At 62.7% G+C, this 15500-nt stretch carries 16 protein-coding genes; 4 read left to right on the top strand and 12 right to left on the bottom strand.

Features of this window, described 5'->3' with window-relative positions:
* The gene (gene dapE, locus MHZ97_RS12665; protein WP_239314739.1) at nt 1–1128 is read left to right on the top strand and encodes a succinyl-diaminopimelate desuccinylase; all 1128 of its coding nucleotides are present in this window, start codon (nt 1–3) and stop codon (nt 1126–1128) included.
* Between the two features lie 23 nt (nt 1129–1151).
* The gene (locus MHZ97_RS12660) at nt 1152–1340 is read left to right on the top strand and encodes a YpfN family protein (RefSeq protein ID WP_103794313.1); all 189 of its coding nucleotides are present in this window, start codon (nt 1152–1154) and stop codon (nt 1338–1340) included.
* Nucleotides 1341–1397: 57 nt separating this feature from the next.
* Here the strand turns inward: MHZ97_RS12660 and ypfH are convergent, their stop codons facing one another.
* From ypfH to dapA, 6 genes are all read right to left on the bottom strand, one after another.
* Nucleotides 1398–2081: an esterase gene (gene ypfH / locus MHZ97_RS12655; RefSeq protein WP_239314740.1), complete on the bottom strand. Its 684-nt coding sequence runs from the start codon at nt 2079–2081 to the stop codon at nt 1398–1400.
* 73 nt (nt 2082–2154) lie between these two features.
* Nucleotides 2155–4125 (bottom strand): tRNA(Met) cytidine acetyltransferase TmcA, encoded by a 1971-nt coding sequence (locus MHZ97_RS12650; protein ID WP_239314741.1) that lies wholly within the window; start codon nt 4123–4125, stop codon nt 2155–2157.
* Nucleotides 4125–4985 carry a neutral zinc metallopeptidase gene (locus MHZ97_RS12645; RefSeq protein ID WP_103794448.1) on the bottom strand — a complete coding sequence of 287 codons (861 nt, stop codon included), beginning with the start codon at nt 4983–4985 and terminating at the stop codon, nt 4125–4127. Before MHZ97_RS12645 ends, MHZ97_RS12650 begins: the two co-directional genes overlap by 1 nt.
* Nucleotides 4986–5110: 125 nt before the next feature.
* A complete protein-coding gene (gene purC / locus MHZ97_RS12640; RefSeq protein ID WP_103794316.1) occupies nt 5111–5824 on the bottom strand; it encodes a phosphoribosylaminoimidazolesuccinocarboxamide synthase in 714 nt (237 codons plus the stop codon).
* A gap of 146 nt (nt 5825–5970) precedes the next feature.
* Nucleotides 5971–7002 carry an outer membrane protein assembly factor BamC gene (gene bamC / locus MHZ97_RS12635; RefSeq protein WP_103794317.1) on the bottom strand — a complete coding sequence of 344 codons (1032 nt, stop codon included), beginning with the start codon at nt 7000–7002 and terminating at the stop codon, nt 5971–5973.
* A 14-nt stretch (nt 7003–7016) separates the two neighbouring features.
* A complete protein-coding gene (dapA, locus tag MHZ97_RS12630; protein WP_239314742.1) occupies nt 7017–7895 on the bottom strand; it encodes a 4-hydroxy-tetrahydrodipicolinate synthase in 879 nt (292 codons plus the stop codon).
* Between the two features lie 143 nt (nt 7896–8038).
* On the opposite strand from dapA, the gene MHZ97_RS12625 reads away from it, so the two are divergent.
* Together MHZ97_RS12625 and bcp are read left to right on the top strand one after the other, a co-directional pair.
* Nucleotides 8039–8617 (top strand): glycine cleavage system transcriptional repressor, encoded by a 579-nt coding sequence (locus tag MHZ97_RS12625; protein WP_103794319.1) that lies wholly within the window; start codon nt 8039–8041, stop codon nt 8615–8617.
* A gap of 142 nt (nt 8618–8759) precedes the next feature.
* The gene (gene bcp / locus MHZ97_RS12620) at nt 8760–9227 is read left to right on the top strand and encodes a thioredoxin-dependent thiol peroxidase (RefSeq protein WP_103794320.1); all 468 of its coding nucleotides are present in this window, start codon (nt 8760–8762) and stop codon (nt 9225–9227) included.
* A gap of 44 nt (nt 9228–9271) precedes the next feature.
* Here the strand turns inward: bcp and MHZ97_RS12615 are convergent, their stop codons facing one another.
* The 6 genes from MHZ97_RS12615 to MHZ97_RS12590 form a co-directional block, all read right to left on the bottom strand.
* On the bottom strand, nt 9272–10825 hold the full coding sequence (locus tag MHZ97_RS12615) for a sensor domain-containing diguanylate cyclase (RefSeq protein ID WP_239314743.1): 1554 nt from the start codon (nt 10823–10825) through the stop codon (nt 9272–9274).
* 165 nt (nt 10826–10990) lie between these two features.
* Nucleotides 10991–11821: a phosphodiesterase gene (locus tag MHZ97_RS12610; RefSeq protein WP_239314744.1), complete on the bottom strand. Its 831-nt coding sequence runs from the start codon at nt 11819–11821 to the stop codon at nt 10991–10993.
* A gap of 10 nt (nt 11822–11831) precedes the next feature.
* Complete coding sequence (locus MHZ97_RS12605) at nt 11832–12821, bottom strand: ABC transporter ATP-binding protein (RefSeq protein ID WP_239314745.1); 990 nt, start codon at nt 12819–12821, stop codon at nt 11832–11834.
* Nucleotides 12818–13633 (bottom strand): ABC transporter permease, encoded by an 816-nt coding sequence (locus MHZ97_RS12600; RefSeq protein ID WP_239314746.1) that lies wholly within the window; start codon nt 13631–13633, stop codon nt 12818–12820. The genes MHZ97_RS12605 and MHZ97_RS12600 overlap by 4 nt, the downstream gene beginning before the upstream one ends.
* Nucleotides 13630–14502 carry an ABC transporter permease gene (locus MHZ97_RS12595; protein ID WP_239314747.1) on the bottom strand — a complete coding sequence of 291 codons (873 nt, stop codon included), beginning with the start codon at nt 14500–14502 and terminating at the stop codon, nt 13630–13632. Before MHZ97_RS12595 ends, MHZ97_RS12600 begins: the two co-directional genes overlap by 4 nt.
* Complete coding sequence (locus tag MHZ97_RS12590) at nt 14502–15500, bottom strand: ABC transporter substrate-binding protein (RefSeq protein WP_374044228.1); 999 nt, start codon at nt 15498–15500, stop codon at nt 14502–14504. Before MHZ97_RS12590 ends, MHZ97_RS12595 begins: the two co-directional genes overlap by 1 nt.

Genomic DNA, 15500 nt, shown 5'->3' with positions numbered 1-15500 from the left:
ATGTTCTGTCCTGTAATCGAACTGGCGCAGCAGCTTATCCGCCGCCCCTCGCTCAGCCCGGATGACGCAGGCTGCCAGGCGCTGCTGATTGCGCGTCTGGAGGCGATTGGCTTTCAGGTTGAGCCGATGGTTATCGACGACACGCTCAACTTCTGGGCGACGCGCGGCCAGGGTGAAACCCTGGCGTTCGCCGGCCATACCGACGTGGTGCCGCCGGGCGACGCCAGCCGCTGGATCAATCCGCCTTTCGAACCCACGATCCGGGACGGCATGCTGTTTGGCCGCGGCGCGGCGGATATGAAAGGATCGCTGGCGGCGATGGTGGTCGCGGCGGAGCGCTTTGTCGCCGCGCATCCCAGCCATAAAGGCCGCCTGGCGTTTTTGATCACCTCCGACGAAGAGGCGAGCGCGAAAAACGGCACGGTAAAAGTGGTCGAGCGGTTAATGGCGCGCAACGAGCGTCTGGATTACTGCCTGGTGGGCGAGCCGTCCAGCACCGAAGTGGTGGGCGACGTGGTGAAAAACGGGCGTCGCGGCTCGATGACCGCGAACCTGACTATCCACGGCGTGCAGGGCCACGTTGCCTATCCGCATCTGGCGGATAATCCGGTGCATCGCGCCATGCCGGCGCTCAACGCGCTGGTCGCCACCGAGTGGGACAGCGGCAACGCCTTTTTCCCGCCGACCAGCATGCAGATCGCTAACGTGCAGGCCGGCACCGGCAGCAACAACGTTATCCCCGGCGAATTCTTCGTGCAGTTCAACTTCCGCTTTAGCACCGAACTCACCGATCAAATGATTAAGGATCGCGTGGCGGCGCTGCTCGACAGCTATCAGCTGCGCTATACGCTGGAGTGGAACGTTTCTGGCCAGCCGTTCCTGACCTCGCGCGGCAAGCTGGTTGACGCCGTAGTCAGGGCGGTATCGCACTATAATGAAATCAAGCCGCAGCTGTTGACTACCGGCGGCACCTCAGACGGACGCTTTATCGCGCGGATGGGTGCGCAGGTGGTCGAGCTTGGCCCGGTGAATGCCACCATTCACAAAATCAATGAGTGCGTGAAGGCAGCCGATCTGCAGACGCTGAGCCGCATGTATCAGCGCATTATGGAACAGCTGGTCGCCTGATCGCGATCGAGAGGAGCAGGCAAATGGAATTTATCAAAGATTACTGGTGGATCCTTGTGATCCTGTTGCTGGTCGGCGTGTTGATGAACGTTTATAAAGATCTGAAGCGCATCGACCATAAAAAATTTATGGCGAACAAGCCCGACCTGCCGCCGCATCGCGACTTTAACGATAAATGGGACGATGAGGACGACTGGCCGAAGAAGAAGTAACGGGCCTTTTTAGTCGCGCCATCGTCCTGAAACGCCCTCGCCTGCGCGAGGGCGTTTTTACATCATCATAATGACATCGTCGTCGCCGGGTTTCGCGCCGCTCAGCGCCTCGTCGAAATAGCGCTTCGGCACGGTATAGTGCAGATGCTTCAGCGCCAGCGCCATACTGCGGTCGTCGACCGCGTGCGGCAGATCCTCAACGATATCAAGCGTCACGTCGCCGCCCAGCGCGGTTAGCCGCTGCGCGGCCTGCTCGGCGTGCTGCATCGGAATCTGCTCGTCATACTCGCCGTGGATCAGATGAATGGTGGTGCGCGTCGAGGCGTGCTCCGGCAGCGTCGCATAGCGTCCGCTAAAAGCCACCACGCGGCCCGCCAGATCCGGCTGCGCCTTCACGCCCTCCAGCACCATGGTGCTGCCCTGCGAAAAGCCCACCAGCGCGGTCGCGTCGGCGCGCACGCCGCTTTGCTCCTGCCAGTGCCGCACCGAATCGACGAACTGCGGCAGCACGGCGTTAATCCGCTGCTGCTCGCTCTGGTCGTGCTGCGCGGTTTCGCTGAACCAGTAGTGGCCCGGCGACGGCGCGCCTACCGCCACCACCTGCGCCTGCGGGAACTCGCGCGCGAACCAGCTGCCCAGCCGCGCCATTGAGTGGGGATTGTCGCCGACGCCGTGATAGAGCAGGAACAGCTGTTGCGCTTCCGCGCTCGGCTGCTGAACAATTACATATTGCAGTGTCATAGTGACCTCCTCTAATCACTATACGCCGCCCTGCGCAGAGCGCTATTGGGAATATTTGAACAAGTCTGTGGATTTATTCTACTTGCCGACGCAGCCGGTCGGCGCGCGCGGCGTCCAGCGCGGTCAGGGCGGCACCCGCCTCAAGACGCAGCCGGGCGATCAGCGCCTTGCGCCCGGTCAGCCCCGCCTGCTGCGCCAGCGCGACCGGGTCCGCCTGGGGTTGCAGCGCGGCCTGCAGCAGCGGCGGCACAGAGGCGCAGGCGGCGAGCCGAGACAGCACCGGCAGGCTCGCCTCCAGCGGCCGCTGCGCCCAGGCGAATCCCGCCGTCAGCCAGGCATCTTCGTCGGTAAAGGTCAGCGGCGCGTCCGGTAGCCTGATCGGCTCGGCAATCTGCTGACGCAGCTGCGCCCAGTCGCGCGCCAGCCGCGCCGCGGCGCGCTGCTGTAACGCTCTGCCTGCGGGCGTCAGCGCCAGCATCGCCATCGCCGCATAGCAGCCGCTGCTCGCTTCGCGCTGCGTGCCGATACGCACCAGGCTAAAGCCGCAGGCGCGCCAGAAGGCCCACAGCGCCTCGGTGTAGCCGAAGCTGACGGAGAGAAAGTCCACATCCTGCTGCCTCTGCGCGGCGGCGACCAGTGCCTGGCCAATGCCCTGCCTGCGCTGCTCTGCCGCCACGGCGATACGGCTGATGCGTCTCGATCGCAGGGTTGCCGCCTCGACGAAGCCGGCGTGCGCCGCCAGCGACTGCGCCACCAGACTGCCGCGCGGGCGTCGCCTGCCCGCCCAGACCGCCTGCGCCAGCTCAGGCGTTAACCCGCCCTCCTCCACCAGCCAGAGCGCGCCCTGCAGCGCAGGCGCTTCGCCGCTCAGCCACAGCGTCATGCCGGGCGCATCCATTAAGCGGCGCAGATCGAGCGGCGAGGTGCGGTAGTGAGCGCTCGCCAGTAGCCGATAAGCGGCGGCCGGCTGCGCGGGATCGCGCTGCCAGACGTCGGCGGGCAGAGGGCGCGGCGCGCCAGGGAGGGAGAGCGGCGCGGGCGCGGCGTCTTCAAACAGCAGCGCCTGATTAAGCCAAGCCTCCAGCGGGTCCTGACGCGACCAGCGCAGCGGCTCGTCCAGCGTAAAGTACCGTACCTGTTCCAGCGTGGCGCAGAACTTCAGGATAAAGCCGCGGCCGGTGCCTTCGTAGCCCTGTACCGTAGTGGTCAGCAGCACGCGCGGAAAGCGCGCCACCAGCTGCGTGAGGATCGGCGCCGGGATCGCCGCCGCCTCGTCGACGATGAGCCAGTCGGCAGCAGGCAGATGCGGCTGGGCGAGAATGGCGTCGGGCGCCATAAAGTGAAAGTGATCTTGCGCAAAGCGCGACAGCACGTCGGTTGCGGCCTTCGCCGGGGCGGCGATCAGCGCGCGCGGGAGCTGCTGTGCCAGCATGCCCGCCAGCGCCGATTTGCCGCGCCCGCGCGGCGCGGTCAGCACCGCGACGCCTGGCGGCATCGCCAGCAGCTGCTGAAGAATCGCCCGCTGCTGCTGCGGAGCGCGACACTGCCAGCGCGGCATCTGTGCCAGCGGCGCGATACGCGGTGGCGCATCCTGACGCAGCAGCGCCACGGCGGGATCGGCGAGCAGCCTCTGCTGCAGATGGCGGACAAAGTGCGGCGTCGGGAGAGGGTCGGCAACGTCAGCCCAGCGCAGGCTGTCCTCGTCGGGCTGTTGCGCCCAGCACGACCACGGCGGCGTCAGCAGCAGCAGCCAGCTTCCGGCGCGCAGCGTGCCCGCCAGCGCGGCAAACGCCTCGGCGTGGAAGCCGCGGCGCGCGTCGAAAATAGCGTGGGTGAATTCGCGACCAAGCAGCGTGCGCAGCGCCGACGGCGCGCAGTGCGGCAGCCCCGCCATCGGCGCGTCGCCTACCACCAGCCAGTCCCCTGGCAGGGCGGCGCGCCACTCGGCGGCGCGCGCCAGAGACCACGCCGCGTCGCCGCTGATTGCGCAAAGCCGCCTGACGCCCGCCAGCTGCATCTGCTGGCTAAGCTGCTCAGGCGACATCAGTTAGCGGCGAAGGTGTTGCACTGTCCCGGATCGCCGCCGTCGAAGCCGCGTTTAAACCAGGTGTAGCGCTGCTCCGAGGTGCCGTGGGTAAAGCTGTCGGGTACCACGCGTCCCTGGCTGCGCTGCTGCAGACGGTCATCGCCGATCGCCTGCGCCGCGTTCAGCGCCTGCTGCAGGTCGCCGGTTTCCAGCCAGTTGTCTTTGCTGACGTAGTGGCCCCAGACGCCGGCGAAGCAGTCCGCCTGCAGCTCCATTTTCACCGAGAGCTGATTGATCTGCGTCTGGCTCGCTCCCTGCTGCATCTCACGCACTTTCGGCTCGATACCCAGCAGATTCTGCACGTGGTGTCCCACCTCATGCGCTACCACGTAGCCCTGCGCGAACTCGCCGCCCGCGCCGAGCTTGTTTTTCATTTCGTCATAGAAGGAGAGATCGATGTAGACGCGCCGATCGGCCGGGCAGTAGAACGGGCCCATCGCCGTCTGACCGGTGCCGCAGCGGGTCTGGGTCGCGCCGCGGTACATCACCAGCGTTGGCGCGCTGTACTCTTTGCCCATCTGCTGGAAAAGTTTGCTCCAGGTATCTTCGGTGGAGGCGAGAATGACGCGGGTAAATTTTGCCGCCTCGTCGTCATTGGCGCTGACGCGCTGCTGCTGCTGGCTGGTGGGGGCGACCCCGCCGCCGGTGAGCAGTCCCGTCAGGTCATAACCGTAATAGCCGGCAACCGCGACCACCACTAACAGAATAATGCCGCCCTTGCCGCGCGGGATACGAATCTGCCGTCCGCCGCTGTAGGCTGGGCTTTGATCCCGACGGTCTTCTACATTGTCGCTCTCGCGACGTCCTTGCCAGCGCATAATCTGCTCCTGATTGAGATAGTTTTCCGTGATTTTAGTTGCGCGGCGAGACAACTACCAGCCTTGCGGCCAAATGAAAAAAGGAGAGCCGCGGCTCTCCTCTCTCCTTCTGACAAGGGATTAGCTTAGTCGAGCTTAACGCCCAGACGCTGCGCCACCTCTTCATAGGCCTCAATCAGGCCGCCGAGGCTCTGGCGAAAACGGTCTTTGTCCATTTTATCCATCGTCTCCTTATCCCACAGGCGCGCACCGTCCGGCGAAAACTCGTCGCCCAGCACCACTTCGCCTTTGAACAGGCCGAACTCCAGCTTGAAATCGACCAGGATCAGGCCCGCGTCGTCAAACAGCTTGCTCAGCACCTCGTTGGCTTTGAAGGTCAGCTCCTGCATGCGCGCCAGGTTCGCTTTGCTGACCCAGCCGAAGGTTTCGCAGTAGGATTCATTGACCATCGGATCGTGCTTCGCGTCATCTTTGAGGAACAGATCGAACAGCGGCGGATTGAGGATCATGCCCTCTTCCACGCCGAGACGTTTTACCAGCGAGCCAGCCGCGCGGTTGCGCACCACGCACTCCACCGGCACCATCTCCAGCTTTTTCACCAGCGCTTCGTTGTCGGAGAGCAGCGCTTCCATCTGGGTCGGAATGCCCGCTTCCTGCAGTTTGGTCATAATGAAATGGTTGAACTTGTTGTTTACCATTCCTTTGCGATCGAACTGCTCGATTCGGGCTCCGTCGCCTGCTGACGTATCGTTGCGGAACTCGAGTACCAGCAGATCCGGATTGTCGGTGCTGTATACGGTTTTCGCTTTACCGCGATACAACTCAGCTCGCTTTTGCATCTTGTTAACTCCAGACTTGAAAATTACGGGTGTTCTGCGACGGCGGGCCGCTGGGGGATTGCCGCGACGCAATCGTTTACTTCGCCGCGCGCTATTATGCCAGAGACGAAAAAAAAAGGCCGGAGAATCTCCGGCCCTGAGGCGATTTATTTGTTAAGGGCCGCCTGGAACACGGCCACCAGCGCATCGTTCTGCGACTGGGTGAGCACATGCCCTTTCGGATCGATAAACTGCAGGCTGCTGCGGTTATCGAGATCGCCGACCTGCACTTTATAGTCGCCGTTCGGCAGCTCTGGATCTTTCGCGCCGACCTCATCCCACGCGCCGCTGCCCGGCGACTTGTAGGTGACGTTCATGCTGCCCTGCGAGCGATTGCTGTCGGTGACTTCCATACCGACGCGCTGCATCGCCTGCGGCAGACGCTGCCAGGCAACGCTGAACGGCGTACGCAGCACCAGCATCGGCAGTCCGGTATCGTCCGCGCCGCTCTGTACGTCAATGCTGCCGCTGGCGCGACCGGCCGCTGCGTTTTCGCTGGCGACGTCAATTTTGTCCAGCCCGGCGCTGATGGCGTTAAGCATCTGCGCGGTATAGCGCTGGATCTGCACCGGCGCGGTAACCGCTTTATCCTGCTGCTGCAGCTCAAGCAGACGCACCGTCAGCACCTGCTGGTAGCTCTGCGACTGCACGCTGATCTCGTAGCGGCCGCGATACTGGTTATCTTCGTCGGCGCGATTCCACTGCACCCAGTCGGTGGTCAGCTGCTGACGCGCATCGTTGCGCTGCGCAATGGGGAAATTGTTCGACTCAACAACTTTGGTCACCTGCGACCAGACGGCACCGCGGCTGTTTTCCAGCATCAGCACGCCGGTGTTGCCGGTGAACTGCGCGCGGGCGCCGTTTACCAGCGCCAGCGGCTGCGCCGGCGGGCGAATGTCGAGCTGCTTGCCGACGTTGCCGCTGGCGGCGGTGTGCGGCACGTCGTAGTCGCCGTGCGCCACTGGCAGGATCATACCGGCGGGTGCCTTCAGATCCTGCAGCTCGCTAGCCTGTAAATAGGACTCGTCACCGCTTACCTGACGTTTGTAACGCTGATCGCTAGAGCACGCCGTTAACAGCATCGCAGTAGACAGCGCCACGACGGTCGCAACCGTTGAGCGCTTTACAGAATGATTCATTGAAACTCCCTAACTTATCGCAAACCCGCTTTAATCAGCGCCTGTTCAACTTTTGGTATGGCCGCTGAACTCAGCGGCGTCATCGGCAGACGCAGCGTGTCGCTGGCGATTAATCCTAACTGTTTCGCCGCCCATTTTACCGGGATCGGATTGGGTTCACAGAAAAGCGTCTGGTGCAGATGCATCAGACGCTGATTCAGGCGACGCGCCTCGATGAAATTGCCCTGTTGCGCCAGCGCGCACAGCTCAGCCATTTCACGCGCCGCGATGTTGGCCGTGACCGAAATGACCCCCTTGCCGCCCAGCTGCATCAGGCCCAGCGCGCTGGCGTCGTCGCCGCTGACGATGATAAAGGCTTCATCGACCAGTGCTTGGATCTGACTAACGCGCGATAAGTTCCCGGTCGCCTCTTTGATTCCGATAATATTTTTAATTTCAGCCAGGCGCGCAACGGTTTCCGGCAGCATATCGCAGCCGGTGCGTGAGGGGACGTTATATAACATTTGCGGCAGCGCCGTGCTTTCCGCGATCGCTTTAAAGTGCTGGTAGAGCCCTTCCTGGGTCGGACGGTTGTAGTAGGGCGTCACGGTCAGGCAGCCGACCACGCCGCTGTTTTCGAAACGTTTGGTGAGAGAGATGCCTTCTGCGGTGGCGTTGGCCCCGGTGCCGGCGATCACCGGGATACGCCCGTCCGCCAGCTCCAGCGTCAGCATCACCACGTCGCCATGCTCTTCATGGCTCAGGGTCGCGGATTCGCCGGTGGTGCCGACGGAGACGATCGCCGCGGTGCCGCTGGCGACGTGATAATCAATCAGTTTTTTCAGACTCGCACGGCAGACATTACCTTTGTCATCCATTGGCGTAACGAGTGCAACAATACTTCCCGTGAACATTGGCGATCCCCTCGACAAACAAGTGCTTCATGGTACGTTTTACTTCTGTTGAAAAGCAAGCAGGCCACGCCCCTCCTGCGCTTGTCAGCAGTTTTTTTTATGTTTACCTTATAGTTATTAGCGAATGAACAGGAAATCCCACTTTGCCGCAGTCTCAGCCCCACCATTTGGTGATCACCGCTCTGGGTGTTGACCGTCCGGGTATCGTCAATACTATTACCCGTCACGTCAGCAGCTGCGGATGCAATATCGAAGACAGCCGTCTCGCCATGCTCGGGGATGAGTTCACCTTTATTATGCTGCTCTCCGGCAGCTGGAACGCTATCGCGCTGATTGAGTCGACGCTGCCGCTGAAAGGCGCAGAGCTGGAGCTGCTGATTGTGATGAAGCGCACCCGCGCCAGAACGCGTCCGCCGATGCCGGCGACGGTGTGGGTGCAGGTTGAGGTGCCTGATTCGCCCCACCTAATTGAGCGCTTTACCGATCTGTTTGACAAACATGCGATGAACATCGCTGAACTGGGGTCGCGCATTAAGCCGGGTCAGGCGGATCAGACGCCGACGCTCTATATTCAAATCACGGCGCACAGCCCGGCGGGCGTCGGCGACTCTCAGTTTGAGCAGGCGTTTTACGCCCTGTGTCGCGAACTCAACGCCGACGGCACGCTGCGTTTCTACAGCCTGGCCGACGACGATGCGGCGACGCTGCAGGGTTCACGCTAAGCTGTAAATAAGCCGGGGCTATTCCTCCACATCACTGTTGTCTGGCTATGTGGCGCAATATCCCCTGATGGCGGCTTTTCGCCTGGCGCGGTTTGTCAGGCGGTCTGTCGCCCACAGCATAAAGAAAAAATGGAGAGTAGTGATGAATCCACTGAAAGCCGGTGATACCGCACCGAAATTTAGCTTGCCCGACCAGGATGGCGAACAGGTAAATTTAACCGACTTCCAGGGACAGCGCGTTCTGGTCTATTTCTACCCGAAAGCGATGACGCCGGGATGCACCGTGCAGGCCTGCGGCCTGCGCGACAATATGGATGAGCTGAAGAAAGCGGGCGTGGAAGTGCTCGGCATCAGCACCGACAAACCTGAAAAGCTGTCGCGCTTCGCCGAAAAAGAGCTGCTGAACTTTACCCTGCTCTCTGATGAAGATCATCAGGTCTGCTCGGCGTTCGGCGTCTGGGGCGAAAAGACCTTTATGGGCAAAACCTATGACGGCATTCACCGGATTAGTTTCCTGGTGGGCACCGACGGCACGATTGAAAAGGTATTCGACGACTTTAAAACCTCGAACCATCACGACATCGTGATGGATTACCTGAAGTCGGCGTAACGCGGCGCGGATGCGGCCTTGCGCTGCATCCCGCCTTCTCTCTTTTACGGCGTCAGGCTCTCTGACCGCCGCCCCTCCGCGACCCGCACGCAGTTGCGCCCGTCATGTTTCGCCTGATAGAGCGCGGCGTCAGCCTGCTTCAGGCTTTGCTCCAGCGGCTGCGCCTCATCCTGCCAGGCGGCTACTCCGACGGAAAGGGTAATGGCACCGACATCAGCTATCGACGCCTCGGCGATGCTGGCGCGTATACGTTCGGCAATGCGGCTCGCCTCATCAATCTCGGTCATCGGCAGCAGCATCAGGAACTCCTCTCCGCCGTTGCGACACACCACGTCGCTCTGACGCGCGCTGGCGCTCAGCGTCTTCGCGACCTGCTTAATTACGCGATCGCCAACGTCATGTCCCCAGCTATCGTTGACCCGCTTGAAGTGGTCGATATCAAGCGCCAGCACGGCGAACGGATGACGCAGCGTATGATAGAAGTCGAGCACCGCGCTCAGGCCGCGCCGGTTAAGCAGCTGGGTGAGCGGATCGGTCTGCACCTCTGACTTCAGGCGGCCGATTTTGTCCTGCACCAGCCCGATGCCGGTCAGCAGCGCGCGTTTTACCTGCGCCGCCTCAAAATACCAGGCATGAATCGTGTCCAGCTCCATTGAGACGCCCGGCGCATCCATCTGACGCGCCTTACGCGCCAGCTGCCAGAGCGGCAGCGCGATTAGCCGCGCCAGCACCACCGCCACCAGCAGCGTCAGCAGCGCGAAAGGCACCGAGTGCTTCAGCACCTGCATCAGCAGACCAGAGAGCGGCTCCAGCGTAACGGTGGTCGGCACCACGGCGTATCCGACGAGGCGCGGCGGCTCGCCCGCCGTCCGCAGCTGCAGCGAGCCGTTGGTGGTTTCACCGCGCCCGCTCAGCAGCGCGGGCAGGGTTTTGCCAACCAGCTGCCCGTTCTGGTGATAGAGCACCTGGCTGGTGCTGTCGAGCACGTAGACGCTGGTGCCGTCGCGATAGTACTGCTCGCCGAGCAGCGTATTTAAGATGCTTTTCTTTTTCAGGTAGATGGTGCCGCCCACGTAGCCGAGATAGCGGCCGTCGCGGCTCCAGATGGGCCAGGAGACAAAAATAATCAGGTTATTGGCCGCCGAAATGGTCGGCTTGCTGATGGCGGGCTGGCGCGAGCTGAGCGCCTCACGCGACGCATCGCTGGTCAGGTGCATGCCCTGCAGCATCAGAGATTCTGGTGAGATAGCCTTGACCACGCCGTTAGCGTCGACCACCGCTACCGAGTTAAAGCTGCTGGTCTGCTCGCGCAGGCGATCGACCTCCTGACGCAGCAGCGCAGGATCCTCAAAGTTTTCGCCGAGCAGCCTGGCGCTGTAGTGCAGCTGCGACTGCGCCAGCTGGAAAAAGATTTCGGTGGTGGAGGCGAGCTTGGTAGCGTAAGCGCGGTTCGCCTCCAGCGTGCTGTCGATCAGCGCCATACGCTGCACGCGCCAGGTAGCATAGAGCGCGTTGGTGAGCGTAACCACAATGCTGACGATGGCGAGCAACGCGATAAGCGTGCGTAGATCGGTTCGGGGACGCAGGCGCATTAACATAGCGCACCCGCCGTAAAAGATAAGTACATGCTGAAAGGCCTGAGAATGTCGTTTTTGTTGGAGGTTGTCTGCCCTGGTGAGGCAAGAGGCAAGTGTACACGCTGTCGCCCGCCTGAGCACCCCTCAAGCCCGACATTCTCAGAAACCGCCTGTTTACCCCTGGCGCTAATCGATCAGCCCCTGCTCATCGTAGAAGGGCCAGGGGCCAGAATAATCACCAATGGCGCACTGATGCGTCACCATGCCTTGCCCCGGCTGCCAGCGGTGCAGCAGAAAGCCAGGCGGCTCCAGCACGAAATGGGCCGGGCCGTCGGGCTGCAGGTCAAAGGCCACCTGATGGGAGAGGCCCGGCGCGCACACCGCCAGGGTACCGGCAAAGCGCGTCTGCAGGCTGCGATGCAGATGCCCGCACAGCACCCGCTCTACCTGCGGATAGCGGGCGATCACCGCCGCCAGCGCGCCGGGGTCGCGCAGCCGCTGGCGATCCATATGGTCGATGCCGCAGATAAAAGGCGGATGATGCAGCATCACCAGCGTCGGCGCGGCGGGTTCGCGCGCCAGATGTTGCTCCAGCCACCTCAGCTGATGCGCATCGACCTCGCCCCAGGGCTGCCCCGGCACGCTGGAGTCGAGCGCAAGCAGCTGTAGCGGCCCGACCTTTAGCTGCCAGTTCAGGGTGACGCCGTGCTGAAGATAGAGGTGATCGGCAAACACCTCGCGCAGCGCCTGGCGATCGTCATGATTGCCCGGCATCAGGCGGAACGGCAGCTGCAGGCGGCGCAGCAGCTGCCGCAGCGTCTGATACTCCTCCACCGCGCCGAAATCGACCAGATCGCCCGTAATCACTACCATATCCGGCTGCGGTCGCAGCGCGTTTAGGTTCTCGATGGCGCGCAGCAGCGCCGCCTGGGTATCGACTTTTTTATAGGACAGGCGACCGTTCGCCTTGATATGCAGGTCGCTGATCTGCGCGATCAGCGTAGGGTTGTCGGACACGACGCTCTCCTTAATAACCGGTAAAATCCAGCGCGGCGCGCGGCGCCAGCGTCCAGGTGACGTGCTGCCCGGCATGCCAGGCCTCTCGCGCATGACGATCGACCTGAATCGGCGCGGCAAGCCCGATATCGATATGCAAACGCTGCGCGGCACCCAAAAAGGTACTGCCGACGATATAGCCGTGGCGTGCGTAGCGGGTGTCGTCCGCCAGCAGAATATCCTCCGGGCGGCAGAACTGATGCGGCTCCCCCCGGGCGTCGGTTGCGATGCAGTTGATCGCCCCGACAAAGTCGGCAACGAAGCGCGTCGCCGGACGCTGATAAATCATCTGCGGCGTGTCGATCTGGGCGATGCGCCCCTGCTCCATCACCGCAATGCGATCGCCGAGCGCCATCGCCTCCTGCTGATCGTGCGTGACATAGACGGCGGTAATCGCGAGCCTTTTCAGCAGCGCGCCGATCTCAAGCCGCAGACGCTCGCGCAGTTTGGCGTCGAGCGCCGCCAGCGGCTCATCAAACAGCAGCACTTTCGGCCGCGCGGCCAACGCGCGCGCCAGCGCCACGCGCTGCTTCTGTCCGCCGGAAAGTTTGTCGATGGCGCGGTTCGCCAGCGCGCTGAGATCCACCAGCGCCAGCATCTCCTGCACGCGCGCTGCGCGCTCGCCGCGCGCCACGCCCTGCACCTTCAGGCCATATTCCACGTTCTGCGCTACGTTCATATTGGGAAACAGCGCGTAGTTCTGGAACACCATACCGACGTTGCGCTTCTCAATCGGCAGCGCGGTGACGTCGCGATCGTCAAACCAGACCTCGCCGCCCTCGTCGCTGCTTTCCAGCCCGCTGATAATGCGCAGCGTCGTGGTTTTGCCGCAGCCGGACGGCCCGAGCAGCACCAGGGTTTCGCCGGCGTGAACGGTAAGATCGAGGGGATGCAGCGCGGTATGTTGATGAAAGCGGCGCGCGCAGCGGCGCAGCGTGACGGTAACGGCAGCGTTATTCATGCCAGCTCCTTAACAGCGTTTCGCGTCGTCTGGCGCGCCAGCCAGTGATTGCAGGCGTTGAGCATCAGCAACAGCGGTAAAATCATGACGATAAAGATCAGCGTATAGGCCGATCCCACTTCCAGCCGCATCGAGGCGTAGCTGTCCGCCAGCCCGACCGGCAGGGTTTTGGTCAGCGGCGTGTGCAGCATCCAGGTAATATTGAACTCGCCTACCGACAGGGTAATTACCATAAACGCCCCCGCCAGAATGCCGTTGCGGCAGTTCGGCACCACCACGGTGAAGAAGCGGCGCCAGAAACCGGCACCGAGGCTGGCGGCCGCCTCTTCGAGGCGCGGCAGCTGAATCGCCTGCATCACCGCCAGCACCGGCCGGATCATAAAGGGCAGCGTAAAGAGCACATGGCCGATCAGAATAAACAGCCAGCTGTCGCGCAGCGCGTTAAACCGGCCGTAAAGCAGAATAATCCCGAGCGCGGTCGTGAGGCCCGGCAGCGCCACCGGCAGCATCAGGCACTCCTCGATGCGGGCGGCCCAGCGCGGCGGCGCCTTGAGCAGCCCCCAGGCGGCAGGAATGCCCGTCACCACGACGATCGCCAGACAGCAGAGCGCAATCAGCAGCGACAGCCAGAAGGTATCGGCGTAGAGCGCCCACACCTGCCCGACCCACTTCAGCGTCAGGCCGCTGCGCAGGCCAGCGAAGTAGTTTTCTGTCACGCCCGCCAGCATCGACAGCACCACCGGCACAATCATAAACAGCGCCGTCAGCGCGGTGATCCCGGCCTGCAAATAGAACAGCGTGCGACGCTTCATGATGATTTCTCTCCCGACTGGTGCGTTAAGGCGCGCGCCACTATCAGACCCAGCCAGGCGACCGCGCCCATCACCACCGACAGCGCCGCAGCGGTGGCGAAATTGGCGTAGTTGGTGAACTCGCCGTAAATGGTCAGCGGCAGCACGCTAAGGCTGGTGCCGAGGGTAAAGGCGGTGCCGAACGCGCCCATGCTGGTGGCGAAGCAGAGCGCGCCGCTGGAGAGCAACGCCGGCCTGAGTCCCGGCACGATAACGTCCCAGGTGATGCGCCACTGGCTGGCCCCGAGCGAGCGCGCCGCCTCTTCCAGCGAGCGATCCAGCTTTTCGCTGGCAGCCACCAGCGTGACGATGGCGCGCGGCAGCGAGAAGTAGAGATAGCCGATAAACAGGCCGCTGAGCGAATAGGCGAGCGTCCAGCGTTCGTGAAACAGGCTCATGCTCAACTGCGCCAGCAGCCCCTGCCGCCCCACCAGCATTACCACCAGAAACCCCACGACCACGCCGGGAAAGGCGAGCGGAAAGGTCAGCAGCGCCAGCAGCGTGCCGCGCCCGGCGAAACGCTGACGCGCCAGAAAACAGCCAACCACGGCGGCGATCAGCAGGGTTATCAGCGTCACCGCCAGCGACAGCAGCAGGGTGTTGAGCAGGCTTTGCAGATAGTGCGGCTGGGCGATCGCCGTCCAGTAGCCGCTCTGCCCGGTGGTGCGATCCGGCGTCAGGCCAGTCTGCAGCAGGCGCGCGAAAGGCAGCAGCCAGAAGGCGGCGAAAAAGAGCAGCACAGGCAGCAGCATCCAGGGCCAGCGCGCGCCCTGATGCGCCCGACGGCGCAGGGCCGTCGGCGCGCGGCTGCGGGTTTCCAGCAGCGACATTAACGGATCTCACTCAGGTAGCGGGCGGAAAAGGCTTTCTGCACATCGGCCATCTGCTGATAATTCACCGTGGTCGCGCGGGCATAGTCGCTGTCAGGCAGGAATTTCGCCTTCGCCTCGGCGGAGATCGCCGACGGACGCACCGGGCGCAGGTAGGCGTTGGCCCAGATCGCCTGACCTTTATCCGAGAGCACATAATCGATCACTTTCCTGCCGTTGGCAGCGTGCGGCGCGTTCTTCACCAGGCTGATAACGTACGGCACCGTAACCGTCCCCTCCTGCGGGATCACGAAGGCGACGTTGGCGTGATCTTTATACTTTGCGCGGTAGGCGTTGAAGTCGTAGTCGAGCAGAATGGGGATCTCGCCTGAAATCAGGCGCGCGTAGGCGGTCTGCTTCGGCACGATCGGCTGGTTGGCCTGCAGCTTTTTGAACCAGTTCAGCGCCGGGGTGAAGTCCTGCAGCGATCCGCCTTTCGCCTGATTCACCGCCACGGCGGTGACGTAGCCAACAAAGGCGCTGGAGGGATCGAGATAGCCGACCATGCCCTTATATTCCGGCTTCAGCAGATCATCCCAGGAGGTCGGCAGCGGCGCGCCGCCCAGCGCATCGACATTGACCATAAAGCCCAGGGTGCCGGAGTGCAGCGCCACCCATTTCCCGTCAGGATCTTTCATGCCTGCCGGCACCTCGTCCCAGCGCGCCGGCTTATAGTCGGCGATAACGCCAGCGCCCGCCGCCTGAATGCCGAAGCTGACGCCGTAATAGACCACGTCGGCGACCGGATTGCCCTGCTCGGCGACCAGCTGCGCCAGCGCCTGGCCAGAGTTTTTATTGTCCTGCGGCACCTGGACGCCGGTGTCGTGGGCGATAGCTTTCAGCTGCGCTCCCCAGTCCGCCCACTCCGGCGGACAGTTGTAGCAGATGGCGCTTTCCGCCGCGTGGGCAGCCTGGCTCGCTATACCGCATACAACCAGCAGCGCCGCAGCGCTTAACAT

This window comes from Pantoea sp. ACRSC (assembly GCF_022346785.1).
Classification (GTDB): Bacteria; Pseudomonadota; Gammaproteobacteria; order Enterobacterales; family Enterobacteriaceae; genus Pantoea; species Pantoea alvi.
The sequence above is the reverse complement of the archived record's forward strand: the minus strand, read 5'-3'. Positions and strand labels throughout refer to the sequence as shown.

Excerpts from the sequence above, each read along its gene's own strand:
- dapE (WP_239314739.1), top strand. The coding sequence starts at position 1 with ATGTTCTGTCCTGTAATCGAACTGGCGCAGCAGCTTATCCGCCGCCCC.
- MHZ97_RS12660 (WP_103794313.1), top strand. The coding sequence starts at position 1,152 with ATGGAATTTATCAAAGATTACTGGTGGATCCTTGTGATCCTGTTGCTG.
- ypfH (WP_239314740.1), bottom strand. The coding sequence starts at position 2,081 with ATGACACTGCAATATGTAATTGTTCAGCAGCCGAGCGCGGAAGCGCAA.
- MHZ97_RS12650 (WP_239314741.1), bottom strand. The coding sequence starts at position 4,125 with ATGTCGCCTGAGCAGCTTAGCCAGCAGATGCAGCTGGCGGGCGTCAGG.
- MHZ97_RS12645 (WP_103794448.1), bottom strand. The coding sequence starts at position 4,985 with ATGCGCTGGCAAGGACGTCGCGAGAGCGACAATGTAGAAGACCGTCGG.
- purC (WP_103794316.1), bottom strand. The coding sequence starts at position 5,824 with ATGCAAAAGCGAGCTGAGTTGTATCGCGGTAAAGCGAAAACCGTATAC.
- bamC (WP_103794317.1), bottom strand. The coding sequence starts at position 7,002 with ATGAATCATTCTGTAAAGCGCTCAACGGTTGCGACCGTCGTGGCGCTG.
- dapA (WP_239314742.1), bottom strand. The coding sequence starts at position 7,895 with ATGTTCACGGGAAGTATTGTTGCACTCGTTACGCCAATGGATGACAAA.
- bcp (WP_103794320.1), top strand. The coding sequence starts at position 8,760 with ATGAATCCACTGAAAGCCGGTGATACCGCACCGAAATTTAGCTTGCCC.
- MHZ97_RS12615 (WP_239314743.1), bottom strand. The coding sequence starts at position 10,825 with ATGTTAATGCGCCTGCGTCCCCGAACCGATCTACGCACGCTTATCGCG.
- MHZ97_RS12605 (WP_239314745.1), bottom strand. The coding sequence starts at position 12,821 with ATGAATAACGCTGCCGTTACCGTCACGCTGCGCCGCTGCGCGCGCCGC.
- MHZ97_RS12600 (WP_239314746.1), bottom strand. The coding sequence starts at position 13,633 with ATGAAGCGTCGCACGCTGTTCTATTTGCAGGCCGGGATCACCGCGCTG.
- MHZ97_RS12595 (WP_239314747.1), bottom strand. The coding sequence starts at position 14,502 with ATGTCGCTGCTGGAAACCCGCAGCCGCGCGCCGACGGCCCTGCGCCGT.
- MHZ97_RS12590 (WP_374044228.1), bottom strand. The coding sequence starts at position 15,500 with ATGTTAAGCGCTGCGGCGCTGCTGGTTGTATGCGGTATAGCGAGCCAG.